Raw genomic sequence first — 24,606 nt, forward strand, 5'->3', positions numbered from 1 at the left:
CTCCCATGCGATTCAAAAGACCGCAGGTGCGCTATGCCGATACACCGCAGCCTGCCACCCCGTACCAAACCGCCGCCCAGGTCTGGGACGAGCGCATCGGCTCGGCGCGCGTGCAGGCGAAGAACTGGCGCTTCATGGCCTTTGGCTGTCTCACGCTGGCCGTGCTGATGGCTGGTGGCCTGGTTTGGCGTTCGGCGCAGTCCATCGTGACGCCCTACGTCATCGAGGTGGACAACGCGGGCCAGGTGCGTGCTGTCGGCGAAGCCGCCACGCCGTACCGGCCCAGCGATGCGCAGATCGCGTACCACCTGGGCCGCTTCATCGGCCTGGTGCGCTCGCTGTCCATCGACCCGATCGTGGTGCGCCAGAACTGGCTCGATGCCTATGACTACACCACCGACAAGGGCGCCGTGGTGCTCAACGAGTACGCCCGCGTGAACGATCCGTTCGCGCGCATCGGCAAGGAGTCGGTGACGGTGCAGATCACCAGCGTGACCCGCGCCAGCGACACGTCTTTCAACGTGCGCTGGACGGAGACGCGCTTTGTGAACGGCGCGCTGGATCGCACCGAACGCTGGAACGCCGTGGTTTCCATCGTGCAGCAGACGCCGCGCACCGAGCAGCGGGTGCGCAAGAACCCCTTGGGCATCTACGTCAACGGGCTGTCGTGGAGCCGCGAACTGGAAGGAAACGAAGGAACCAAGCCATGAATACACATTTCCGTAAATCCGCCTTGCCGGTGATCCTGCTGGCATCCACCGTCCTGTTTGCAGGCTGCGCTTCGCAGGGCAAGCCGCCGCCGTCCATTTCGCTCGATGAGCCGGTGCAGGCCCAGCCGCTGCCGGAGCCGCCTGCGCCTGTGGAAGTAGTGGCCGCGCCGCGGGTGCTGCCGATGCCGGCGCAGATGAAACCTGTGCCGGATGCCAAGCCCACGCCGGAACCCGCCGATGAAACCTTGCGCGTGACCCGCGCCAACGCCGAGGCGCGTATCGCGCCCACGCGCGAGGGCTACGTCAACGCGATCCAGGTGTGGCCCTTCACAGACGGCGCGCTGTACCAGGTCTATGCGGCCGTGGGCCGCGTGACGGTGATCGCGCTCCAGCCCGGTGAGGAACTGGTGACGGTGGCCGCCGGCGATACCGTGCGCTGGATCGTGGGCGACACATCGAGCGGCAGCGGTGATGCGCTGCGCGTCAACGTGATGGTCAAGCCCATCCGCTCGGGCTTGAAGACCAATCTCGTCATCACCACCAGCCGCAGGACGTACCTGCTGGAGCTGACCTCGACCGAGAAGACGTGGATGGCTTCAGTGTCCTGGGAGTACCCGAAGGACAAGATGCTGGCCTTGCAGCGCCAGTCGCAGGCGGCCAGCGCCGCCGCACCGGTCGATGCCGGCCTGTCGCTGGAGAAGATCCGTTTCCGCTACGCCGTCAGCGGTAGCAATCCGCCGTGGAAGCCGCTGCGCGCCTTCGATGATGGCGAGAAGGTCTACATCCAGTTCCCACCAGGCATCGCCCAGGGCGAGCTGCCGCCGCTGTTCGTGATCGGCGCGCAGGGCGACGGACAACTGGTGAACTACCGCTTCCGCGCGCCGTACTACATCGTTGATCGCCTGTTCGGTGCGGCCGAACTGCGCCTGGGCGGGGACAAGGGCGATGTGGTGCGGATAGAGCGCACAGATGGCGTTTCCGGTGGCACGCGGAGGAACTGACCATGAGCCAGGACGACACTCCTGACCTTGCCGCGCCACAGGCGGGCAAGGTCGCGCCCGAGGCGGTGGCGCTGCGCGCCCAGCCGCGCCCGGTCACGCGCCTGAACCGGCGCACGCTGGCCATCCTCGTCGGCGGCCTGTCGGTCGCCGTGCTCGGAGCCACGATCTGGTCATTGCAGCCGCATCGGCGCGGCGCGGGCGAGCAGACCGAGCTTTACAACGTGGATCGTGTCTCGAAGTCCGAAGGGCTGGACGGCCTGCCGGCCGACTACTCGAAGCTGCCGCCGAAGGTGCCCGAGCTGGGGCCGCCGCTGCCGGGCGATCTCGGCCCGGCCATCGTGAAGTCGCAGCAGCCGGTGACGCCGACGTATGCACCACCGGGCCACGACCCGGAGGATGCGCGGCGCAAGGAGGCCGATGCGGCGGCGGGTTCGTCGGTGTTCTTCCGCTCGGGCAACCAAGGCAAGGCCACCGCGCCGGTCACGGCGCAAGCCGCTGCGGCTGCGCCCGGCAGTGCCTTGGCGGGTTTCGACCCGCTGGCCGCTGGCCCGGCTTCGACGGCGGCCCAGCCATCCGACCCGACCGCCGTGCAGAACCGGCAAGACCAGAAAGAGGCGTTCCTGAAAGGCGGCTCTACGGAAACCCGCAATTCCGGCAATCTGCAAATGCCGTCCTCGCCGTATCAGGTCATGGCGGGAACAGTGATCGCCGGGGCGCTGGTGACGGGCATCAAGTCGGACTTGCCGGGCGACGTGATCGCCACGGTGACGGAGCCGGTCTATGACACGGCCACAGGCAAGTTCCTGCTGATCCCGCAGGGATCGCGCATCCTGGGCAAGTACAACAGCCAGGTCAGCTATGGGCAGAGCCGCGTACAAGTGGTGTGGAACCGCGTCATCCTGCCGGACACGTCATCGCTGAAGCTCGACAACCTGGCGGGCACCGACCCTGCCGGCTACGCCGGCCTGGAGGATGGCGTCGATTGGCATTGGGATCGCGTCTTTGCCGGTGCGGCGCTGACGACGCTGCTGGGCGTGGGCGCCGAGCTGGCCGCGCCGGAGAACCGGCAGAACGGCAATCGCATCGTGATCGCTGGGCGCGATAGCGCACAGGACAGCATCAATCAGGTCGGACAGGAGATGACCCGGCGCAACATGAACATCCAGCCGACGCTGACCGAACGGCCGGGCCTGCCGGTTCGCATCATCGTCAACCGCGATCTGGTGTTGCGGCCGTACCAGCCGATGTTCTTCCAGCGGGGAGCAATGCAATGAGCACGACCAAGAAGCTGCGGCTCGGCCCGCTGCCCAAGACCGAGAATGTGAAGCTGACCTTCGCTTGCCCGGCCAGCCTGAAAGCCGATCTCGACCGCTACGCCGCGTTGCACGCGCAGGCGTATGGCGAGGCGGTCGATGCAACGACGTTGATTCCGCACATGCTGGAGGCGTTCATGGCGGGGGATCGGGGATTCAGGAAGGGCACGGCGACACGGAGCGCGCCAACGAAGCCAACATGATGGCGTTGCGTACCAATGGCATCCGTCGAACGCGCAGCCCCAGGCTGCGCGTTCTTCGTTCTGGATGTTGCGAAGCCTCTTGGGCTATCATGGAGTAACAAGCCCGCCGTCTCCCGGCAACTCAGCACGATCAAGTGCGATCCGGCTTTCTCTTCCGACGCTCTTATGTGGCACCTAGCCCACCAAGCCGCAATCCTTCAAAGCGGCCCCGAAAAGAGCTAACCTGCTGTCTCATATACGGTTTCAAGTCCTACGTGCTTTGCACGACAAACTTGACACCGGCACTTTTTTGTTGCGACGATGGCGCAACGATCAAGGCGGCGGCAGGCGCGGTCGCTGCGTCGCACGGCCGGCGCGGCCCGCCGGCCGCTACAGCTCGCCCTCCACCGGTAGAATCCGCATCACGCCCTGCTTGAACTTGTCCCAGGCGTTCATGTCGGGCTCGCTGGTGTACGTGCGCAGCACGCCGCCCTCGCGCGTGATCCACTGCATCGCCCCGTTTTCGAGCACGACCTGGTACGCCGCATCGAGCAGCGACTCGTCGACGCCGCTGCCGAGCATTTCGCACAGCTCCTTGCTGTCGACCACGATCCCCATTTCCGTATTGAGTTTTGCCGAGCGCGGGTCGAGATTCAGCGAGCCGATGAACAGGCGCTGCCGATCCACCATATACGTCTTGGCATGCAGGCTGGCGCGACTGCTGCCGCCCGGCCCGCGACGCTTCTTTTCCTTGGCAATCTCCGCATAGGCGCTCGGCTTCAATTCGTACAGGATCACGCCGGCCTCCAGCAGCGCGCGGCGCTTGGGCGCGTAGCCGGCATGAACGATCGATACATCGGTGGCGCCATAGGAATTGGTCAGGATCCGCACCTGCACGCCGCGTTTCTGCAAGTCGATCAACCAGGCCATGGCCGCTTTCGATGGCACGAAATACGGCGAGATCAGCGTGAGGTCGTGCCGGGCGCTGCCGAGAAACTGCACGAGCTTCGGGATCGCGTGGGTCGAATCGTCATCGGGCGGAGACAGCACCTTGGCCGCGCGGTCGGCGATCACCGTTGCGTCGCCCCAGAATTCGGGCAGCCGATCCTGCTGGATCAACTGCACGATGCCGGTTTCCAGCACCGACTTGCCGTACGGCGTGGCGCGCATGGCCACGGCGTGTTCGTCCAGATAAGTGCGCAGCTTCTGCTGTTGCGCCTCGGCCTCGTCGCCGCTCAGGGGCCGGGCCAGCGCCGACAGCGGATAGGCGGCCTCGCTGTTCCAGTAGTCGTCGAACACCGTGGAGACCTCCGGCACCACCGGTCCGGCCGCCAGCAGATCGAGATCGGTGAAATCGGTCTCGGACGCGCCGTAGTATTCGTCGCCGACATTGCGCCCGCCGACGATCGTCAGCTGGTTATCGGCGGTCAGCGACTTGTTGTGCATGCGCCGGTCAATGCGCCGGAAATCGGTCACGTATTCGAACAGACGCACGTCGCGGCTGGCGAATGGATTGAACAGCCGCACCTCGACATTGGGATGCGCATCGATCGCGGACAGCGCCTGATCCAGCCCGGCCAGGTGAATGTCATCGAGCAGCACGCGCACGCGCACGCCGCGGTCGGCGGCGGCCATGATCTCGGCCAGCAGCGTGAGGCCCGTGTTGTCGGGCTCGAAGATGTAGTACTGGACGTCGAGGCTGCGCTGCGCGGTGCGCGCCAGGGCGATGCGCATCGCGAACGCGTCGGTGCCCGACAACAGCGGATAGAACACGGCCTGCCCCGAATGGCTTGCCAGCCGCGGCGCCAGCCCACGCGCCAGCGCGGTGTCGCTGGTGTCCTGCAGCGCGTGCTCCGGCGGCAGTTCGGGCCGCGGCGGCAGCCCCGCGCATGCCGCGGTCAGCAACGCCAGCAGCAGCATTAGCGGCCGCGCCAGCCGGCCCAGCGCCGTGTCGTAAGTCGCATGCGTACCGTGAGTCATTCCGCCCTCCGAGATTGTTCCAGTGGGAACAACGTAGCGATACTAAATCGCCGCTTGCGATAGTACCGCGCACTGCTATGCTTTCGTTACTTTCAACTTGATAGCTATATAGCTTTCGCACATATCGTTATGCCGACACTTTTCGACCCCCTGCAGATTGGTAGCCTCCGCTTGCCCAACCGGATCGTCATGGCGCCGCTGACGCGGCTGCGCGCGGCCGATCCGGTGCATGTGCCGAATGCGCTGATGGCCGAGTACTACACGCAGCGGGCGAGCGCCGGCTTGCTGATCTCCGAAGGCGTGCCGGTGTCGCCCGATGGCGTCGGCTATCAGAATGTGCCTGGTCTGTGGACCGACGAACAGGTGAGCGGCTGGAAACAGGTGACCGATGCTGTGCATCGCGCCGGCGGCCGGATCGTTGCCCAGTTGTGGCATGTCGGCCGCGTGTCGGACCCGAGCCTGCTGAACGGCCGCACGCCCGTGGCGCCGAGCGCCATCGCGCCGGCCGGCAACGTCAGCCTGCTGCGTCCGCAACGGCCGTTCGTCGTGCCGCGCGCGCTGACGGTCGACGAAATCCGCCAGGTGGTGGCCGATTTCGGCCGCGCCGCCGCCAACGCCCGCGCGGCCGGCTTCGATGGCGTGACGATCCACGCGGCCAACGGCTATCTGCTCGACCAGTTCCTGCAGGACGGCAGCAACGTGCGCGACGACGCCTACGGCGGCTCGATCGAAAACCGCGCGCGCATCTTGCTGGAAGTGACGGACGCGGTCACGGCGGTGTGGGACGCCAGCCGCGTCGGCGTGCATCTGGCGCCGCGCTCGCCCAGCCATTCGATGGCCGACAGCCAGCCCGCGCAGACCTTTGGCTACGTGGCGCAGGCGCTGGGGCAACGCGGGATCGGTTTTCTGTTCGTGCGCGAGGCGCCGGGAGAAGGCGCGCTGCTGCCGCGACTGAAGCAGGCATTCGGTGGCGCAGTGATAGCCAATGACGGATTCGACCAGGATGCCGCCCAAGCCGTGCTGGACCGCGGCGATGCCGACGCCGTGGCGTTCGGTCGTGCGTATATCGCCAATCCGGATCTGGTGGAACGGCTGGCCCAGCGCGCGGCACTCAATGCGCTCGACCCGGCCACGCTGTACGGCGCGCCAGACGGCTCGCCAGCGCGCGGCTACGTCGACTATCCGACGCTGGACGCGCTGCAGGCGGGCTGAACCTGGCCGCAGGCATCAACCCTGAACGGGCTGGATTGGAATCACGGTGCGCGCGCCGCATTCGCGCAGCAGGTCGCGCAGTTCCTTGATGACCGGGAAGACCTCGTGGTTCCAGTCCTCGCCCTGGCGGTCGTGCGCGGCCTGCTCCATTTCCACGATCTCGCGGTCTTCCTTGAAGATGCGCTCGGTAAACCAGACCAGCAGCGGCCAGGCGATGTCGAGCGCGAACGGCACGCCCGGGCGGCGGATCGACAGCATGCCGAAGGTGCGGTTGGTGCGCTGCGCGGCGTCCAGCGGCACATAGGCGATCCACAGGTCCATCACCAGCGTGCCCGACCCGGAGCGAATCTGCAGCGTCTGATACGGATAGACGGTGCGCACCGTCATCACATCCTTGTTGTTCTGGCCGCCGTCGTTGCCGAACACCAACGCCTCGCCTACCGGCTGCTTGCCGCCTTCACGCGTGAAGGTGTAGTCCACCTCGACAAAGCCCTCGCCGCGCCGGCGCCCCAGCGATCGCGCGCGCATCATGCCCATCTGCTTGCGATGCAGAAACTGATGGTTCATATCCATCAGGTTCTCGTGCATGAACGAGTAGTGACATTTCACCTCGCGGCCGAAGCGGCGCGTCTTGTACTTGGGATCTGCAACCGAGGCAAATTCCGGCAGCGGCGTCTGCTCGGCCAGCATCGGATTGCCCGGGAACACGAAGATCAGGCCGGCGCGTTCCTCGCACGGATAGGCGCGCACGCCGTTGGGCAGGCGTTCCTTGCCCAGGTAAGGCACGTCGATGCAGCGGCCCGTGCAATCGTAGGTCCAGCCGTGGTAGCAGCATCGGATCGATTCTCCATCGACCACGCCCGCGTGTAGCGGCACCTGCCGGTGTGCGCAGCGATCTTCCAGCGCGAAGATCTTGCCGGTTTGGGTGCGCACCAGCACAATCGGATCGCCGGCGAACTGCACGCCATGCGCGCGCCCGGGCTTGACCTCGCGCGACCATGCCAGCGGATACCAGTGATCAGGATGAATCGGGACACGACGCAGATCTCGCGGCGGCGCTTCGGGCAACACGGGCGCGCCGGGCGCGCTGGCGGGATCGGTGGCACGGCGGTCAAGCGCGGACTCTGCATACATGCGGGGCGTCTCCTTCGTCGTCCTGGAAACTCGCGCGGGGCCGGTACGGCCGTGCCGGATACGTCGAGCGAGTGAATCCCGACGAGTCTAACCCAATGCCGCACGGCTGGTCTGTCGGCTTTTCTCCGACTGGCGCCAAATGACTCAGACATGAGGGCGGGCGGCGCGGCGCTGGGCGCGCATTGGCACGCCGCGCCGCCGGGCCGCGGGACCGGCCGTGCGATGGATGGCGCGGCGCGCCGATTCGGGGTTATCCTTACCGCCACCATACAGAGACATGCCACAACGATCATGTCCCGATCCAGCCGGACAGTGACCCCCGACCCCGCCCCTGCGCCCGCCGCCGACACCGGCAACGCCCCCGCCTCATACCGCACGCTGGTCGAATCGATCAGCGACTACGCCATCTTTTCGCTCGACGCCCGCGGTTACATCACCAGCTGGAACGCCGGCGCGGCCCGCATCAAGGGCTATACGCGCGAGGAAATCATCGGACAGCATTTCTCGCGCTTCTACACTGACGAAGCCAAGGCGCGCAACTGGCCCGCAACCGAACTCGAAGCCGCCGCGCGGCTGGGCCGGTTCGAGGACGAAGGCTGGCGCGTCCGCAAGGACGGCGGCCAGTTCTGGGCCAATGTGGTGATCACCGCGCTGCGCGACGAGCATGGCCGCCTGATCGGGTTCGGCAAGGTCACGCGCGACATGACCGAGCATCGCCGCACGGTCGAGGCGCTGCGCCAGAGCGAGGAGACATTTCGCTTGCTGGTGGAAAGCGTCAAGGACTACGCGATCTTCATGCTCGACGTCGACGGCCATGTCATGAGCTGGAATGCCGGCGCGTCATATATCAAGGGATACCGGCGCGACGAAATCGTCGGCAAGCATTTCTCCGTGTTCTACACGCCCGACGACATGGCCGCGGGCAAACCCGAGCGCGAACTGGCCACGGCCCGCGCGATCGGCCGTGTGGAAGACGAAGGCTGGCGCGTGCGCAAGGACGGTTCGCTGTTCTGGGCCTACGTGACGATCACGGCGGTCTACGATGGATCGCGCGAGCTGCGCGGCTTCGCCAAGGTCACGCGTGACATGAGCGAACGCAAGCGGCTGGAGGAACTGGAACAGTCGGAGCGACGCATGAACGAATTCCTGGCCACGCTCTCGCACGAGCTGCGCAACCCGCTGGCGCCGATGCGCAACGCGCTGACGGTGATGCAGATGCGTCGCGACGATCCCGCCATCATGCAGCGCAGCGTCGAACTGATCGATCGGCAAATGTCGCACATGACCCGACTGGTCGACGACCTGCTGGACGTGGGCCGGATTGCCGCCGGCAAGATCCAGCTGCAGCTCGAACACCTCGACGCGGCCGAAATCATCGCGCATGGCATCGAGGCGGCCGAGCCCGCCCTGATCGAAAAATCGCAGACCGTGCAAGTGACCAGCGACACCGCGCCAATGCCGCTGATGGCCGATCACACGCGGCTGGTTCAGGTGATGCAGAACCTGCTGCTCAACGCCTCGAAGTTTTCACCGCCCGGCACGGCCATCGACATCTCGGCGACGGTGCGCGACCGCATGCTGATCATCCAGGTGATCGATCACGGCCGCGGCATCGGGGCCCACGCGCTGGAATCGGTCTTCAATCTGTTCGCGCAGGAAGACCGGCCCGGCAGCAGCGCGCAAGGCGGTCTCGGCATTGGCCTGTCGCTGTGCCGCTCGCTGGTGGAAATGCACGGCGGATCGATCGCGGCGGCCAGCGAGGGCGCCGGACTGGGCGCCACCTTCACGGTGCAGTTGCCGCTGGCGGCGGCATCGGAATCCGGCCGCCAGTCCGACGAGACGCCGCCCAGCCACGGCCGCACGCGGCGCGTGCTGCTGGTCGACGACAACCGGGACGCAGCCGACAGCATGGCGATGCTGCTCGAGATGTCGGGACACACGGTCGTCACCGCGTACGACGGCATGGAGGCGCTGCACGTGGCCGCACGCGTGCGCCCCGATATCGCGCTGATCGATCTGGCCATGCCGGGCATGGACGGTTTCACCGTGATCCACGCGCTGCGCGCCATGCCCGCGCTGTCCGACACGCGCTACGTGGCGCTGACCGGCTTCGGCCAGGCGTCGGACCGCGCACAGACCGCGGCGGCCGGCTTCCATGTGCACCTCGTCAAGCCCGTGGAAGTGGACCTGCTGCTGAAGATCGTCGCAGGCGACGCGGACGCGCCGTGATTGGCCGCAGTGGCCTCACCCACGCCGCCGTCGCCGATCCTTCCACCCTAGCCACCCTCCCCGCCCGGCGTGCTGCCGGTTTCCCCGCGCCATCCAGCCAGCCGCGTCAGCGCGGCGGCAAAGCCCACACCCGTCCACCGCCCACCGCATAGAGGCGCTCGCCCGCGCCGGCGCGCATCGTGGCGTGGCCCGTAAACGCCCCGAATGCAGGCAGGATCATGCCGTGCGGCGCGACGACGAAACATGGCAGGCGCAACGAATCCGCGCCCGCGCCGCGCAGCACGCAGGCCGGATGCAAATGGCCCGCCATCACATAGCCATGCGGCGACGCGCCCGGCGTGTGACACAGTGCGAACGGCGCGACGATCAACGGTTCGGCGACCACCTCGATGCCCAGACCTTCGGGCGGATCGCCGGCATGGGCGTCATGGTTGCCGCGCACCAGCGTGCAATGCACGCGCGACGGCATCGCGCGCCGCCAGTCGTGCAGCGCCAGCAGCACCGCCGCGGTGCGTGCCGCGCGCGCATGCAGGAAATCGCCCAGAAACACCAGTTCACGCGCCGGGTAGCGGCGGACCAGATCGGCCAGCCGGGCCAGATTGTCGGCGGTCGTGCCGTGCGGCACCGGCTGGCCCAGCGCGCGGAATGCCGCCGCCTTGCCAAGGTGGACATCGGCCACCAACAGCATCGCGGCGCGGGGCCACCAGACCGCATGCTCGGGCAGCAGCCAGAGCGTCTCGCCAGCAATCTCGACGATCTGCGCGCCGGCTTCCCGCACGGCCGGGTCCTGGTTTGTGGCGGCGCTCATAGCAGCGGCAGCGGTTTGGACGGCTTGCGCGGACGGCGCGCGCCGCGCGGTTTTCGTGTGCCATCCGCCGTGCGCGCGCCCGGCGCCCGGGCGTGATCGGCCATGCCAAAGCGCGCCAGTTCGGCCACGCGCTCGGCATCCACCGCGGGCGGCGAATCGTGCATCGGCCCGCGATAGCGGCTGGCATCGGCACTGGCCCGCGCGGGGCCTTGCCGGCTGGCGCGGGCCTCGCCGCCGGCGTCGGCATCGGGCTGCGCCGCGGCCAGCTCAAGTTCGGCCAGCATGCGCGCGATGCGGTCGGCCAGCTTCTCGGTACTGAGCTTTTCGCGCAGGAATTCCACGATCAGCGGAAACGACAGCGGCGACGGGCGTAGCAGCGCGCGCAGGTCCAGCCGCAGCGCAGCCAGCCGCGTCAGCGTATCGGCCAGCCGGTGCGCGTCCAGTTCCTGCATCAGCACTTCGCGTTCGGCCTGGCCCAGCAGCAGGTTGCCGGGATCGTGCTTGCGGAACACCTCGTAGAACAGGCTCGACGACGCCTGCAACTGCCGCGCGCTGTGATGCGCACCGGGGTAGCCCTGGAAGATCAGGCCGGCCACGCGCGCGATCTCGCGAAACCGTCGCAGCGACAACTCGCCCACATTGAGGCTGCCCATCACGTCGGCAGCAAGATCGCGCTGGCGCTCCTCGGCCAGCACCTGCGGCAGCCAGCGCGCCCAATCCATCGGCACCGACGACAGCAATTCCAGTCCGTAGTCATTGACCGCCACGGAGAACGTGGCCGGCACCTTTTGCCCGAAGCGCCATGCCAGCAGGCTGCCCAGCCCCAGATGGACCGAGCGCCCCGCGAACGGGTAGAGAAACAGATGCCAGCCTTCGCGCGAATGGAGCGTCTCGGCCAGCAACGTATTGGGCGATGGCAGCGCCGACCAGCGCGCCTGCAATTCGACGATCGGCGCGATCAGTGGCAGCTCGGGCGTGCTGGCCGGATCGAGCCGGCCCGCTTGCACCGCGTCGAGCGTCGCCACCACGGCATCGGCCAGTTCGGTCGACAACGGCATCTTGCTGCCATTCCAGCGCGGCACCGCCGGGCGTTTGCCGCTGGCGCGCCGCACATACGCAGTCATTTCCTGCACGCGCACCAGTTCCAGCAGGCGCCCGCCAAACAGGAAGCAGTCGCCGGGCGCCAGCCTTGCGATGAATCCTTCCTCGACCGTGCCCAGCGACGCGCCGCCACTGCCGGCGCGCGTCCAGAAACGCACCTGCATGGTGGCGTCGCTGACAATGGTGCCGACGCTCATGCGATGGCGCCGCGCCAGACGCGCATCGGGCACGCGCCACACGCCATGCTCGTCGGGCATGGCGCGTCGATAGTCCGGATACACGGACAGCGTTGGGCCGCCCTGCCGCACGAAATCGAGACACCAGCGCCACTCGTCGTCGGTGAGATCGCGATAGGCCCACGTGCGCCGTACCTCGTCGCGCAGCGCTTCGGCCTGGAATCCGCCGCCCAGCGCCACGGTGACCAGATGCTGCACCAGCACGTCCAGCGGCTTGTCCGGCGATTCGCGCGCTTCGATGCGCCCGGCCTCGATTGCCATGCGCGCCGCCACCGACTCCACCAGTTCCAGCGAATGCGTGGGCACCACGGTCACGCGCGAGGCACGGCCCGGCGCGTGGCCCGAACGCCCCGCGCGCTGCAGCAGCCGCGCCACGCCCTTGGGCGAGCCAATCTGCAGCACCCGTTCCACTGGCAGAAAATCGACACCGAGATCGAGGCTCGATGTGCAGACCACCGCGCGCAACGCGCCGTTCTTCAGGTTCAGTTCCACCCACTCGCGCACCGCGCGATCGAGCGATCCGTGATGCAGCGCGATCTGGCCGGCCCAGTCGGGCCGCGCGTCGAGCATCGCCTGATACCAGATTTCCGCCTGCGAGCGCGTATTGAGGAACACCAGCGAGGTGCTGCTCGATTCCAGTTCGCGCAGTACATGCGGCAGCATCGACAGGCCCAGGTGCCCAGCCCACGGAAAGCGCCCGGCGCTGTCGGGCAGGAGCGTATCGACGATCAGCGTCTTGGGCGTGTGGCCGTGCACCAGCACGCGCCGCGCCTCCGGCACACCGGCCAGCAGCACGTCGCGCGCGTGATCGAGATTGCCGAGCGTCGCCGACAGGCCCCACACGCGCAGATCGGGCTGCCAGCGATGCAGCCGCGCCAACGCCAGTTGCACTTGCACTCCGCGCTTGCTGCCGATCAGTTCGTGCCATTCGTCGACCACCACCAGCCGCACGCGGCCCAGCGCTTCTCGCGCATCGGCACGCGTCAGCAGCAAGGACAGGCTTTCGGGCGTCGTCACCAGCGCCGTGGGCAGCCGCCGCGCCTGCGCCGCGCGCTCGCTGCTGCCGGTGTCGCCGGTGCGCAGCGCCACGGTCCAGTCCAGCCCCAGTTCGGCCAGCGGCGCCTGCAGCGCGCGCGTGGTATCCGCCGCCAGCGCGCGCATCGGCGTCAGCCACAGCACCGTCAGCGGCGGCGGCAGCGCGTTGGCCCGTGCCGGCGGCTCGGCGAATGCCAGCAGCGCGCCGAGCCACGCCGCATAAGTCTTGCCAGTGCCCGTGGTGGCGTGCAATAGCCCGCTTTGCCCCTTGCCGATGGCGTCCCACACCTCGCGCTGGAAGTCGAACGGTTGCCAGTGGCGCGCGGCGAACAGCGCCGGCAGCGATTGCGCCACCGGCGGCGCCTGCACAAAAGGCGTATCGCCGGCGCTCATGCGGCGTCCCTGGCCTGCGGCGCGGGCAGCATCGCTTCGAGCGTGGCCAGCGTATCGGCTTCGTCGACCGGCTTGTCGGTGCGCCAGCGCAGCATGCGCGGAAAGCGCACGGCAATGCCGCTCTTGTGCCGGCCGCTGCGCGCGATGCCCTCGAATCCCAGCTCGAACACTTGCGTCGGCGTGAGGCTGCGCACCGGGCCGAACGACTCCACCGTGGTGCGCCGCACGATGGCGTCGACCGCACGGATTTCCTCGTCGGTCAGCCCGGAATAGGCCTTGGCGAACGGCACCAGCGCGCGCTCCGGCGAACCGGGCGGCGCATTCCACACTGCGAACGTGTAATCGGTATAGAGGCTGGCGCGCCGTCCGTGTCCTCGCTGGGCGTACACCAGCACCGCATCGACCGTGTAGGGATCGATCTTCCATTTCCACCAGACGCCGACGTCGCGCGTGCGTCCCGCGCCGTACGCGGCGCTGGCGGCCTTGAGCATGAAGCCCTCGACGCCCAGCGCGCGCGATGTCTCGCGCAGACGGGCGAAGTGCGGCCAGTCATCGGCCTGGACCAACGGGCTGAGTTCCAGCGCGGGATGCACGTGATCGGCGATCACGCGCGCCAACTGCGCACGGCGCTCGGCCTGCGGGCGCGCGCGCCAGTCCTGGCCCTGCCATTCCAGCAGGTCATAGGCCATCAGGATCGCGGGCGCCTCGCGCAGCAGCTTCGCATTCAGCGTCTTGCGCCCAATCCGTTGCTGCAACAGCGCGAACGGCTGCACCTGGCCGTCGATCCAGACGATGATTTCGCCGTCGAGCACGGTGCCGTCCGGCAGCATGCGCGCGGCCTCGGCGAGTTCGGGAAAGCGCTCGGTGATCAGCTCTTCGCCGCGCGACCACAGCCACGACTGGCCGTCGCGACGCACCAGCTGCGCGCGGATGCCGTCCCATTTCCATTCCACCAGCCATTGCGCCGGATCGCCGAGCACCGTGTCGAAATCGTCGACCGGCGCCTGCAGCGGATGCGCAAGGAAGAACGGATACGGTTGGCCGCCGCGCGGCGTCGCCTCGCCTGTCGCCGAGGTTGGCGCGATCAGCGCCAGAAAGCGCTCGGGTGTGGGCCGCGCGGAGATGTCGGTATAGCCGACCAGCCGCTCGGCAACGCGCTTGGGATCGACGCCCGCCACCTCGCCCAGTGCGCGCGTGACCAACAGCTTCGACACACCGACCCGAAACGCGCCCGTGATCAGCTTGAACAGCACCAGCCGCGCACGCGCGTCCAGCGGGCGCCACAGCACGTCGAGCGCCGCCGATAGTGTCTCGGGCGGTTGCCCGCGCAGCGGCAGCAGACGCTGCTCGACCCATTGCGCCAGTCCCGCCGTATCGGCGTGCTCGGCCTGCGGCAACAGCAGCGCGATGGTCTCGGCGAGGTCGCCAACGGCTTGATAGCTTTCCTCGAACAGCCACTCGGGCAATCCCGCCGCGCGTTGTGCAAGCTCGCGCAACGCAGCGACGGGCACGATCTGGCGCGGCTTGCCGCCTGCCAGAAAATAGACCGCCCACGCGGCATCGGCAGGCGGCGCGGCGCGAAAGTACTCGACCAGCGCGGCCAGCTTGGCGTTGCTCGATGTGGTGCCGTCCAGCGCGCTGTAGAGATCGGCGAACGCCTTCATGCCGTCACCTCCGCGGCGGCGCCGGTGCCATCGTCATCGTCACCGAATTCCGTCGTAAACGCCTCGGCCGACAAGCCCTGCTCCGACAGGTAGCGCACCATCACCGGCACGTTGCCATGGGTGACGATCACGCGCTGCGCGCCCGTGGCGTCGATGGCCGACAGCAGGCCCGGCCAGTCGGCGTGGTCGGACAACGCAAAGCCACGATCAACGCCGCGGCGGCGGCGCGTGCCGCGCAACTGCATCCAGCCGCTGGCGAAAGCATCGGAAGCGCTGCCGAAGCGGCGCAGCCAGGTGGAGCGCTGCGCCGACGGCGGCGCAACGACCAGCGCGCGCTGCAACGCCGGGCTGCGCGCGGGTAGATCCGCGGTGGTGAGCGTTGGCGGCAGGGCCACGCCGGCCTCGGCATAGGCGCGGTTCAGGTTGGCCATCGCGCCATGGATCACGATGGGGCCAGGCATCTCGAGCGCCGTGCCCGCGTGGCGCATTAGTCCATGCAGGATGCGCTGCGCCTTGCCGAAGGCATAGCAGTACAAAACGCTGGCGCGCCCCGCCGCGGCGTTGACTTGCCACCAGTGAAAGATTTCGGCCATCAGCGTGGCCTGCGTGGGCCACCGATAAATCGGCAGGCCGAATGTGCTTTCGGTGATAAAGGTGTCGCAGCGCACCGGCTCGAATGGATCGCAGGTGCCGTCGGCTTCCACCTTGTAGTCGCCTGACGCCACCCAGACCTGACCGCCATGTTCAAGCCGCACCTGGGCCGACCCGAGCACATGTCCGGCGGGATGCAGGCTCAGCGTCACGCCATGATGCGTCATGCGCTGGCCGTAGGGCAACGTGTCGAGCGAAATCCCGGGCAGCCGCGCCAGCAGCACGCCGCGACCGGGTTCGGCGCAAAGGTAGTGCGCGTGGCCAAAGCGGGCGTGATCGGAATGGGCGTGCGTAATCACGGCGCGCGCCACGGGCCGCCAGGGGTCGATATAGAAATCGCCGGGCGGGCAGTAAAGCCCCTCCGGCCTTGCCACGATCAGGTCCGCCGCCATCGCCGCCGTTGCTGTCTTTGCCGCCAGATGCCTTGCCGCATTCGTCCTCCGGATCAGCCCACCGGCCCGCTTGCCGCCGCGTCCGGCCCGCGTTGGTCACCTTGGCCGTCACCTTGGCCGTCACCCGGTCCGCCATCGCGCCGCGCCTTGCGCGCTTCGGCCTGGCCTCGCAAGTTCAGTGCCGCCAGCGCAAACTGCAACACCACCAGCGCCCAGGCGCCGGTATGCAGGCCCCATCCCACCCATAGCGCGTTGCTGAACAGGAACACCCAGAAGCCGATTTTGCGCTTGCGCGGCGACTGGCACCCCACCAGCCATGTCGCCAGCACCGTCACGGCCATCGCGGGCCACTGCAATGCATCGAGCCAGTCCACCCTCGCCTCCGCCTGTGTCTACGTCTACGGCCTTTTTGCGGCCTGATGCTCACAGGCTAGGCGCAGCGCAGCGCTTTCGTCACCGGCCCCGGTCCGCTTCGCCTGTCGGCGCATTCTCACAGGTGCACCAATTCTGGCGCTAACTACACCCGTTTTGGTTGTTTCGTCAATCAGCCGGAAGCCGATAGTGTGATCTAGCCATCTCTCCTACAATGATTCGATCACCTCCTGCCGACGCTGTCCTGCGGCCGGCGTCCCCAACCCCATTCGATACTCGTCATGCGCCCCGAAAACCAGCGACTTGCCGATCTCCTGCGTAACGAGCAGGACAATGTTTTGCGCGGCTGGGCCGCGGAATACCAAAGCGCCGCCGATGGCCGCGGACTGACCCAGAATCTGGCCGGCGACCAGCAGGCGATCCTGCGCGGCTTCGAGCGCGGCCTGCAGGCGGATGGGGCGGCCACCGGCTTTGCCACGTCGCCGGCGTGGTCGGCGCTGCGCGACACGCTCGCGCAGTTGTCGTCGGCGCGCGCCGCGCAAGGCGAAACTGCGGACGTCACCAGCGCCTTCGTGCTGTCGCTGAAACGGCCGATCTTCGACGCGCTGCAACGCCAGGCCGCCACCGGCGGGCTGGACTCGCAGATCGACGCGATCTGGGCCACCTCGGCGCTGGTCGACCGCATGGCGCAATGGACCGTTTCCACCTACACCCGCACGCGCGAGGACATCATCACGCGCCAGCAGCATGAACTGCTGGAACTCTCGACGCCGGTGATCAAGCTCTGGGAAGGCGTGCTGGCGGTGCCCGTGATCGGCACGCTGGACAGCAGCCGCGCCCAGATGGTGCTGGAGACGCTGCTGGATCGTCTGGTCGAGACCAGCTCCGAACTGGCCATCATCGACATCACGGGCGTGCCCACCGTCGATACGCTGGTGGCGCAGCACCTGATGAAAACCGTCACGGCCATCCGCCTGATGGGCGCCGAATGCATCATCAGCGGCATCCGCCCGCAGATCGCGCAAACCATCGTCCATCTGGGCATCGATCTGCAGGGCATCATCACCAAGGCAAGCCTGGCCGACGCGCTTGGCGCCGCCATGCGCATGACCGGCCACACCGTCGTGCGCAACGCCAGCTAACCGGGAGCACGAGGTAGCCATGGAACGGATTCCAATCTTGCGGATGGGCAAGTATTTGCTGGTGACGATCCAGATCGACATGCAGGACCAGACCGCGCTGCTGCTCCAGGAAGACCTGGCCACGATGGTGGAAAAAACCGGCGCGCATGGTCTGCTGATCGACGTATCGGCGCTGGAAATGGTGGACTCGTTTATCGGACGCACGCTGGTCGGCATTTCCGATATTTGCCGCATCCTCGGCGCGACGACCGTGGTGGTCGGCATCCGCCCGGCGGTGGCGATCACGCTGGTGGAGCTGGGGCTGTCGCTGGGCGGCGTGAAGACGGCACTTAACGTGGAGCGCGGCATGGCGATGCTCAACGCTGCGCAGGACGCCTGACGTGGCCGGCGAACTGGCCCCGACCGGCAGCGCCCCGGTCCGCGACGAACGCGACATCGTTCAGGCGCGCGCCGTGGTGCGCACACTGACGGCCCAGCTGAAGTTCTCGCTGGTGGAGCAAACTAAGATGATTACGGCGGCCAGCGAGTTGGCGCGCAATGCGATGGTGTACGGCGGCGGCGGGGAAATGCGCTGGGAGATCGTCCAGGACGGCATCCGGCGCGGGCTGCGCCTGCATTTCGAGGATCAGGGCCCGGGCATTCCCGATGTCGAACAGGCGCTGGTGGATGGCTGGACCACCGGTGGTGGCCTGGGCATGGGCCTGTCGGGCAGCAAGCGGCTGGTGAACGAATTCGCGATCCGTACCAAAGTTGGCGAGGGAACCTGTGTCAGCATCACTCGGTGGAAGTAGCAACCACGGACCCCATATCGTCGTGCCGATGGGCGATGCGAGCCGCGTGGGCGAGGCGCGCCGCCTGGCCGCCGAGTTGTCCACGCGCCTCGGGTTCGACGCCACGGTGGCCGGACGGCTGGCGGTGGCGGTCAACGAGCTGGGCAACAACCTCGTGCGTTATGCGCAGGGCGGTCGCCTGTTGCTGGCCGCGCGCGAGGTCTCGGGCAATCTGGCCATCGAGCTGCTGTCGATCGACGACGGCCCCGGCATGGACGACCTGCAGGCCTGTCTGCGCGACGGCCATTCCACGGGCGGCAGCGCCGGCCAGGGGCTCGGTGCAGTGAGCCGGCTGGCCGACGATTTCGACATCCACACCAGCCCGGGCCAAGGCAGCCTGATCCTGGCGCGCTTCTACCGCGACCGCGTACCGGGCGGCGCCGCGCGGCGTCCCGGCGGCGGCTTCGCGGTAGGCGCCGTCTGCCTGGCCGCGCCAGGCGAAAGCGTCAGCGGCGATGGCTGGGGCGTGGCCGTGCACGACGGGCGCGCCGACGTGGTGGTGGTGGACGGCCTCGGACATGGCCCCGACGCCGCCCACGCCGCCACGGCCGCCCTCACCGCCTTCGACGCCACGCACGGCGGCGCGCCGGGTGCTTACGTGGAACGGGCGCACGGCGCACTGCGCGGCACGCGCGGCGCGGCGGTCGCGGCATACCGGATCGACGCGGGCGCCAACCGCATCCGCTTTGCCGGCGCCGGCAATATCCTGGGCCGCGTCATCTCCGGCATCGGCGACCGCACCATGATCAGCCAGAGCGGCACGGCCGGCATCCAGGTGCGCAGCGTGCAGGAGCAGGAGCTGGACTGGCCCGCGCATGCGCTGGTCGTCGTGCATTCCGACGGCATCCAGTCTCGCTGGCAGTTGGACGATCCCACCTTGCTGCAGCGCGACCCGGCCATCGTGGCGGCATTCGTGCTGTGGAAGTTCTGCCGCGGCCGCGACGACGCCACCGCCGTGGTGATCAGACGTGCAAAAGACTGATATGAACGCGCCCACCTTGCCCCCATCGCCCATGACTTCCGACGATATTGCCGCGCTGCAGGCCACGCTCGAAGCTCGCACGCAGGAAGTGCTCGCGTTGCGCGCCGAACTGGAAGAGACCAATCGCGGCGTGGTGGCGCTGTACTCGGAGCTCGACATGCAGGCCGAGCAGCTGCGCCAGGCGACCGAACTCAAGAGCCGCTTCCTGGCCTACATGAGCCACGAATTCCGCACGCCGATCGTGTCGATCCAGAGCATCACGCGGCTGCTGATCGACCGCGTCGACGGCCCGCTGACCGCCGAGCAGGAAAAGCAGGTCAAGTTCGTGCGCGACACGGCGGCCGAGTTTGCCGAGATGGTCAACGACCTGCTCGACCTGGCGCGGCTCGAAGCGGGGCGCGTAGACGTGTCGCCGGCCTGGTTCGACATGGTGGCGCTGTTCGACGCGCTGCGCGGCATGTTCAAGCCCGTGCTGACCAACCCCGAGGTCTCGCTGATCTTCGAGGAACCGCATGGCGTGTCGAAGCTGTTCAGCGACGACCGCAAGGTATCGCAGATCCTGCGCAACTACATCTCCAACGCGCTGAAATTCACGCCCAGCGGCGAAGTGCGCGTGTCGGCGGTGTGCGAGGCGCCGGACACCATCACGTTTTCCGTGCGCGACACCGGCATCGGCATTCCGGCCGCTTCCCACGGCGAGGTTTTCCAGGATTTCGTGCAGATCGATTCCCCGCTGCAGCGGCGCTACCGGGGCTCTGGCCTGGGCCTGGCGCTGTCCAAGCGGCTGGCCGAACTGCTCGGCGGGTACGTCGGCTTCGAAAGCGAGGTCGGGGTGGGTTCGCGTTTCTACGTGACGCTGCCTACCACGTACCCTGCCGCCACGCCTGTTTCCGGAGCCGATCATGCCGGATGATCCGCAGCGCGACTCTTCCGCACCGGCCGGCCGCGACGCCGCCTGGCTGGCCGCCCCACATAGCCCAGGCGCAAGCGGCGCCGATGCCGCGCACCAGTTGGTGCTGGTGGTGGACGACAATCCGGTCACGCGCTACGCGACGGTGCGCGTGCTGGCCGCGGCGGGATTTCGCACCGCGGAGGCCGACAGCGGGCAGCAGGCGCTGCAACTGGCCGACACCAGCGTGTCGGCAGTGGTGCTCGATGTGAACCTGCCAGACATCGACGGCTTCCAGGTGTGCCGCATCCTGCGCGAGCGGCCCGATACCACCACGGTGCCCGTGGTGCACCTGTCGGCCACCTACGTCGCCGATTACGACAAGGTGCGCGGCCTGGACGCCGGCGCCAGCGCCTATCTGGTCCATCCGGTCGAACCGACGGTGCTGGTCGCCACGATTTCGTCGCTGCTGCGCGCCAGCGCGGCGGAACGCTCGATGCGCGAAAACGAGGCGCGCCTGCGCGCGATCTACGACCAGGCGATCGGCGGCATCTGCACGCTGGACCTGGACGGCCGGCTGGTCGACGTGAATCCAGCCATGCTGACCATGCTCAAGCGCCCCGCGTCCGAACTGGTGGGCCAGCCGGTGTCCGCGTTCGCGCCGCCGTCCTGGCGCGAGCGCGTGGCCGACGCCACCGGACACTCGCGCCAGGGCGGCTGGCAAGGCACCTTTCCGCTGGAAGACGCCCACGGCGAGACCATGCACCTGGAGTGGAGCATTTCGCCCGCGCTGGAAACCGGCATCAAGGTGGCCGTGGTGTCCAACATTACCGACCACGTCAACCTCGAACGCCAGCGCGAACAGTTGATCGAACGCGAGCAGGCCGCGCGCGCCGCGGTGGAGCGGCTCAATCGCATGAAGGACGATTTCATCGCGATCCTGTCGCACGAGCTGCGCAATCCGCTCAATGTGATATCGGTCTGGACCCACGTGCTGACGCGCCATGTCAACTCCGATGAGGGCCGGCGCGGACTGGCCGCCGTGGAGCGCAATATCGCGATCCAGCGGCGGCTGGTGGCCGATCTGGTCGACGTGTCGATGCTCAACGTCGGCAAGATGAAGCTCGAACGCGAGCGCGTGGATCCGGCCGACGTGGTACGCGGCGCGATGGAGAGCATGCAGGCGCAGGCCGAGGAGCGCCAGGTAACGCTGGCGATCGAACTGGCGCCGACGCTCACGCACACCGCGTGGCTGGACGCCGCACGCTTCCAGCAGATTCTGTGGAACCTGATCTCGAATGCGATCAAGTTTTCGCCCGAAGGCGGCACGGTGCGCATCCAGGTGTCCTCCGATACCGAATCGCTGCATGTGCGCGTGATCGACAACGGGCGCGGCATCCCGGCCGAATTCCTGCCGCTGCTGTTCGACCGCTTCACGCAGAGCGAAGACGCTAATCGCCGCAAGCACGGCGGACTGGGACTCGGGCTGGCCATCGTCAAGCATCTGTCCGAAATGCATGGCGGCACGGTGCGCGCCTTCAGCGCTGGACTGGACCAGGGCTCCACGTTCGACGTGACCATCCCGCTGATGGGCCGCGCCGAGCCCAATTCCGCCGACACGCTGGCCGACCCGCCCCCGCTGCAGCAACCGGCGCCGCTCAGTGCACTGGACGTGCTGGTGGTGGAAGACGACGCCGATGCCGCTGCTGCGCTGTCCGCGATCCTGGCCGACTATGGTGCCCGCGTGCGTACCGCGCGCGACTGCGAGGAAGCGCTCGACCACGTCTCGCGCAGCCGGCCGGACCTGATGATCAGCGATATCGGCCTGCCCGGCCGCGATGGCAACGACCTGATCCGCGATGTACGGGTGCACGAGGCGCTGCAAGCGCTGCCGCGCATGCCGGCCGTGGCGCTCACCGCGTTCACGCGCCAGCAGGACCGGCGCGCCGCAATCGAATCGGGCTTCGACGCCGTGTGCGGCAAGCCGCTGCGCCTGCAGGAACTGATGGACGCCATCGAGGCCGCGCTGGCGTTGGGCCGGTAGCGCGGTAGCGCGCGGCAGCCGGGAGTCCACGGCAGGCGCGCAGAAGCCCGGCCCGCACGTCGGCCATTCAAAACGAAAACGCGATGCGCGAAGCGCGTCAGACCACGCCTGCCTCGCGCAGGCCCGCGAGATCGGCCTGCGTCAATCCCAACGCGCAATAGACTTCCGCATTGTGTTCCCCCACCGACGGACCGCTGCGTGCCGGCACGGCCGTGTAGCTCGAAAAGCGCGGCACCACGCAGGGCGCCGGGATCGAACCGAGATCGGGATCGGGCAGGCGCACGATGGCTTGGCGCGCCTGGAAATGCGGATCGTCGACGATATCGGCGATCGAAAAAATCTTGCTGAACGGGATTTCGTGCGCCTTCAGCGCCTGCGCCACGTGCGCGTGCGGATGGGCCGCAAACCACTGGGCGAGCACGGCGTCGAGCGCCTCCAGATGGCGCACGCGCGCGGGGTTGCTGGCAAAACGCGCATCGTCGGCCAACTCCGGCTGGCCGATCGCATCGCACAGGCGCCGGAAGATCGCGCCGGACGACGCCACAAGCGAAATCCATTGCCCGTCGGACGTTGCGTACATGTTCGATGGCGCGGTGTAGGTGGCGCGGTTGCCGGCGCGCTGACGGATCTGTCCCAACTGCTCGTATTCCACGGCCAGCGGCTCCAGCACGCGGAACAGCGCCTCGGTGGCCGACAAGTCGATGTCTTGCCCCGGCATGTCGGCGTTGCCCGGCCGGCGGCGTTCGGCCATCGCGCTGGCAATCGCGAACGCGCCGAACAGGCCCGCCACCATATCGCCGATCGGATAGTTCATGTGCAACGGCGGGCCGTCGGCATCGCCGGTCAGGTTCGTAAAGCCGCTCATGGCCTCGAAGATGCGCGCAAATCCGGCGCGCTGCGCATAGGGCCCGGTCTGCCCGAAACCGGTCAGCCGCAGCACCGTCAGGCGCGGATTGGCGCGTTGCAGCGTGGCGAGGTCCAGGCCCCAGCGGTCCAGCGTGCCGGTGCGGAAGTTCTCGATCAGCACATCGAAATCGGGCAGCAGCCGCAGGAACAGTTCGCGCCCGGCCGGTTTGCGCACGTCGAGCGTGATACCGCGCTTGCCGCGGTTGGTGACCTTCCAGTACAGCGCCAGGTCGTCCTTGACCGGGGACAGGCCGCGCAGCGGATCGCTGCCGTCGGGCAGTTCCAGCTTGACCACATCGGCGCCCATGTCGGCACACAGCGTGCCGGAAAACGGTGCGGCGATGACGGTGGCCATGTCGAGGATGCGCACGCCCGCCAGCGGGCCTTGGGTATTGCCTTGCATATCGTCGCGGTCCTGTCGATTAGTCCAGCGTGGTGCCGGTAGATTTGACCAGCGCGCCCCACCACGCGCCATCGGCCTTGATCTGCTGCGCGAACTGTTCCGGCGTATTGCCGACCGGCTCGGCGCCCTGCTCGATCAGCCGCTTGCGGATATCGGGCCGTGCCAGCACCTTGACGACCGCGTGGTTGAGCTTGTCGATGATTGGGCGCGGCGTGTTGGCCGGCGCCATCATGCCCTTCCACGCCGTCACCGTATAACCCTTGAGCCCGGCTTCCTCGGCCGTTGGCACGTCCGGTGCGCCCGAGGCGCGCTTGTCGCTGGTCACCGCCAGCGCGCGCAGCTTGCCGGACTGCACGTGCGGCCACAACGCCGGCATGTTGTCGATCATCAGTGTGATATGCCCGGCGATCAGGTCCGCCACGGCCGGGCCGCTGCCCTTGTATGGCACGTGCTGCATGCGAATGCCGGCGGTCTGGTTCAGCAATGCGCCGGCCAGTTGCGCCGGGCTGCCGTTGCCGGGCGATCCGAACGTGACGTCGTTCGGGTGCGCCTTGGCATAGGCGATGAACTCCTTCACGTTCTTCACCGGCAGCGACGCATTGACCGCCATCAGGTTGTGATCGCGCGCGATCATCGTCACGGGAGCCAGATCGCGCGCCGGGTCGTAGCTCATCTTCGCGTAGAGGCTCGGATTGATCACGATCTGGCCTGCCGCGGCCATCAGCAGCGTGTAGCCATCCGGCGCCGCCTTGGCGACGATATCGCCGCCGATATTGCCGCCCGCGCCGGGACGGTTGTCGACGATTACGGTTTGCCCCAGCTCTTCGCGCAGCGGCTCGGCGATCAGCCGCGCCACGATGTCGGTGGATCCGCCCGGTGCGAACGGCACCACCAGCCGGATGACTTTGCTCGGATATGCGGCATCGGCGGCGTGCGCGGGCAGCGCCGCCACGCCGCCCAGCAGCGCGGCGGCTGCCAGCAGGGGCTTGAACATGGG

21 protein-coding genes are annotated in these 24,606 nt (G+C 67.8%); 12 read left to right on the forward strand and 9 right to left on the reverse strand.

Annotated features, from left to right (window positions below):
• Positions 1-5 precede the first annotated feature (5 nt).
• Genes trbF through AC1RKI_RS15405 form a run of 4 tightly spaced genes read left to right on the forward strand, consistent with a single transcriptional unit; the run spans position 6 to position 3,227 of the window.
• A complete protein-coding gene (gene trbF, locus AC1RKI_RS15390) occupies positions 6-710 on the forward strand; it encodes a conjugal transfer protein TrbF (protein WP_104656778.1) in 705 nt (234 codons plus the stop codon).
• Entirely contained in the window at positions 707-1,711 is a 1,005-nt protein-coding gene (gene trbG / locus AC1RKI_RS15395) for a P-type conjugative transfer protein TrbG (protein ID WP_223724219.1), read from the forward strand. Before trbF ends, trbG begins: the two co-directional genes overlap by 4 nt.
• A gap of 2 nt (positions 1,712-1,713) precedes the next feature.
• Positions 1,714-2,985: a TraB/TrbI/VirB10 family type IV secretion system protein gene (locus AC1RKI_RS15400; protein ID WP_104656776.1), complete on the forward strand. Its 1,272-nt coding sequence runs from the start codon at positions 1,714-1,716 to the stop codon at positions 2,983-2,985.
• Positions 2,982-3,227 carry a DUF2274 domain-containing protein gene (locus tag AC1RKI_RS15405; RefSeq protein WP_104656775.1) on the forward strand — a complete coding sequence of 82 codons (246 nt, stop codon included), beginning with the start codon at positions 2,982-2,984 and terminating at the stop codon, positions 3,225-3,227. Before AC1RKI_RS15400 ends, AC1RKI_RS15405 begins: the two co-directional genes overlap by 4 nt.
• Before the next feature lie 369 nt (positions 3,228-3,596).
• Here AC1RKI_RS15405 and AC1RKI_RS15410 read toward each other — a convergent pair whose 3' ends face one another.
• Entirely contained in the window at positions 3,597-5,186 is a 1,590-nt protein-coding gene (locus tag AC1RKI_RS15410; protein WP_492796388.1) for a phospholipase D family protein, read from the reverse strand.
• Between the two features lie 129 nt (positions 5,187-5,315).
• Here AC1RKI_RS15410 and AC1RKI_RS15415 point away from each other — a divergent pair, with 129 nt between their 5' ends.
• Complete coding sequence (locus AC1RKI_RS15415; protein WP_492796386.1) at positions 5,316-6,398, forward strand: alkene reductase; 1,083 nt, start codon at positions 5,316-5,318, stop codon at positions 6,396-6,398.
• Between the two features lie 15 nt (positions 6,399-6,413).
• Here the strand turns inward: AC1RKI_RS15415 and AC1RKI_RS15420 are convergent, their stop codons facing one another.
• The gene (locus tag AC1RKI_RS15420; protein ID WP_084003903.1) at positions 6,414-7,532 is read right to left on the reverse strand and encodes a Rieske 2Fe-2S domain-containing protein; all 1,119 of its coding nucleotides are present in this window, start codon (positions 7,530-7,532) and stop codon (positions 6,414-6,416) included.
• A 291-nt stretch (positions 7,533-7,823) separates the two neighbouring features.
• On the opposite strand from AC1RKI_RS15420, the gene AC1RKI_RS15425 reads away from it, so the two are divergent.
• Entirely contained in the window at positions 7,824-9,761 is a 1,938-nt protein-coding gene (locus AC1RKI_RS15425) for a PAS domain-containing hybrid sensor histidine kinase/response regulator (RefSeq protein WP_492796384.1), read from the forward strand.
• Positions 9,762-9,867: 106 nt separating this feature from the next.
• Here AC1RKI_RS15425 and pdeM read toward each other — a convergent pair whose 3' ends face one another.
• Genes pdeM through AC1RKI_RS15450 form a run of 5 tightly spaced genes read right to left on the reverse strand, consistent with a single transcriptional unit; the run spans position 9,868 to position 16,415 of the window.
• Entirely contained in the window at positions 9,868-10,569 is a 702-nt protein-coding gene (gene pdeM / locus AC1RKI_RS15430; protein ID WP_492796382.1) for a ligase-associated DNA damage response endonuclease PdeM, read from the reverse strand.
• Positions 10,566-13,334, reverse strand: coding sequence for a ligase-associated DNA damage response DEXH box helicase (locus AC1RKI_RS15435; protein WP_492796380.1), 2,769 nt, complete (start codon positions 13,332-13,334; stop codon positions 10,566-10,568). The genes pdeM and AC1RKI_RS15435 overlap by 4 nt, the downstream gene beginning before the upstream one ends.
• Entirely contained in the window at positions 13,331-14,998 is a 1,668-nt protein-coding gene (locus AC1RKI_RS15440) for an ATP-dependent DNA ligase (protein WP_244787376.1), read from the reverse strand. Before AC1RKI_RS15440 ends, AC1RKI_RS15435 begins: the two co-directional genes overlap by 4 nt.
• Positions 14,995-16,041 (reverse strand): ligase-associated DNA damage response exonuclease, encoded by a 1,047-nt coding sequence (locus AC1RKI_RS15445; RefSeq protein ID WP_492796378.1) that lies wholly within the window; start codon positions 16,039-16,041, stop codon positions 14,995-14,997. Before AC1RKI_RS15445 ends, AC1RKI_RS15440 begins: the two co-directional genes overlap by 4 nt.
• A 53-nt stretch (positions 16,042-16,094) precedes the next feature.
• Positions 16,095-16,415 carry a hypothetical protein gene (locus AC1RKI_RS15450; RefSeq protein WP_200899005.1) on the reverse strand — a complete coding sequence of 107 codons (321 nt, stop codon included), beginning with the start codon at positions 16,413-16,415 and terminating at the stop codon, positions 16,095-16,097.
• A 279-nt stretch (positions 16,416-16,694) separates the two neighbouring features.
• Here AC1RKI_RS15450 and AC1RKI_RS15455 point away from each other — a divergent pair, with 279 nt between their 5' ends.
• From AC1RKI_RS15455 to AC1RKI_RS15480, 6 genes are read left to right on the forward strand one after another with little or no spacing between them, the layout of a single operon-like run.
• Positions 16,695-17,555: an STAS domain-containing protein gene (locus AC1RKI_RS15455; RefSeq protein WP_061954998.1), complete on the forward strand. Its 861-nt coding sequence runs from the start codon at positions 16,695-16,697 to the stop codon at positions 17,553-17,555.
• A 19-nt stretch (positions 17,556-17,574) separates the two neighbouring features.
• Positions 17,575-17,934: an STAS domain-containing protein gene (locus tag AC1RKI_RS15460; protein WP_061954996.1), complete on the forward strand. Its 360-nt coding sequence runs from the start codon at positions 17,575-17,577 to the stop codon at positions 17,932-17,934.
• Between the two features lies 1 nt (position 17,935).
• Positions 17,936-18,346 carry an ATP-binding protein gene (locus AC1RKI_RS15465; RefSeq protein WP_227459510.1) on the forward strand — a complete coding sequence of 137 codons (411 nt, stop codon included), beginning with the start codon at positions 17,936-17,938 and terminating at the stop codon, positions 18,344-18,346.
• Complete coding sequence (locus tag AC1RKI_RS15470) at positions 18,321-19,367, forward strand: ATP-binding SpoIIE family protein phosphatase (RefSeq protein ID WP_244787370.1); 1,047 nt, start codon at positions 18,321-18,323, stop codon at positions 19,365-19,367. The genes AC1RKI_RS15465 and AC1RKI_RS15470 overlap by 26 nt, the downstream gene beginning before the upstream one ends.
• 31 nt (positions 19,368-19,398) lie before the next feature.
• Positions 19,399-20,280, forward strand: a complete 882-nt coding sequence (locus tag AC1RKI_RS15475; protein ID WP_150979050.1) for an ATP-binding protein — start codon at positions 19,399-19,401, stop codon at positions 20,278-20,280.
• On the forward strand, positions 20,270-22,300 hold the full coding sequence (locus AC1RKI_RS15480) for a hybrid sensor histidine kinase/response regulator (protein WP_492796375.1): 2,031 nt from the start codon (positions 20,270-20,272) through the stop codon (positions 22,298-22,300). Before AC1RKI_RS15475 ends, AC1RKI_RS15480 begins: the two co-directional genes overlap by 11 nt.
• Positions 22,301-22,397: 97 nt before the next feature.
• Here the strand turns inward: AC1RKI_RS15480 and AC1RKI_RS15485 are convergent, their stop codons facing one another.
• Together AC1RKI_RS15485 and AC1RKI_RS15490 are read right to left on the reverse strand one after the other, a co-directional pair.
• Positions 22,398-23,609: a CaiB/BaiF CoA transferase family protein gene (locus AC1RKI_RS15485; protein WP_492796373.1), complete on the reverse strand. Its 1,212-nt coding sequence runs from the start codon at positions 23,607-23,609 to the stop codon at positions 22,398-22,400.
• 19 nt (positions 23,610-23,628) lie between these two features.
• Positions 23,629-24,603, reverse strand: coding sequence for a Bug family tripartite tricarboxylate transporter substrate binding protein (locus AC1RKI_RS15490; RefSeq protein WP_150979047.1), 975 nt, complete (start codon positions 24,601-24,603; stop codon positions 23,629-23,631).
• Positions 24,604-24,606: the final 3 nt, after the last annotated feature.

It is taken from the genome of Cupriavidus sp. GW822-FHT06G04 (assembly GCF_058799075.1).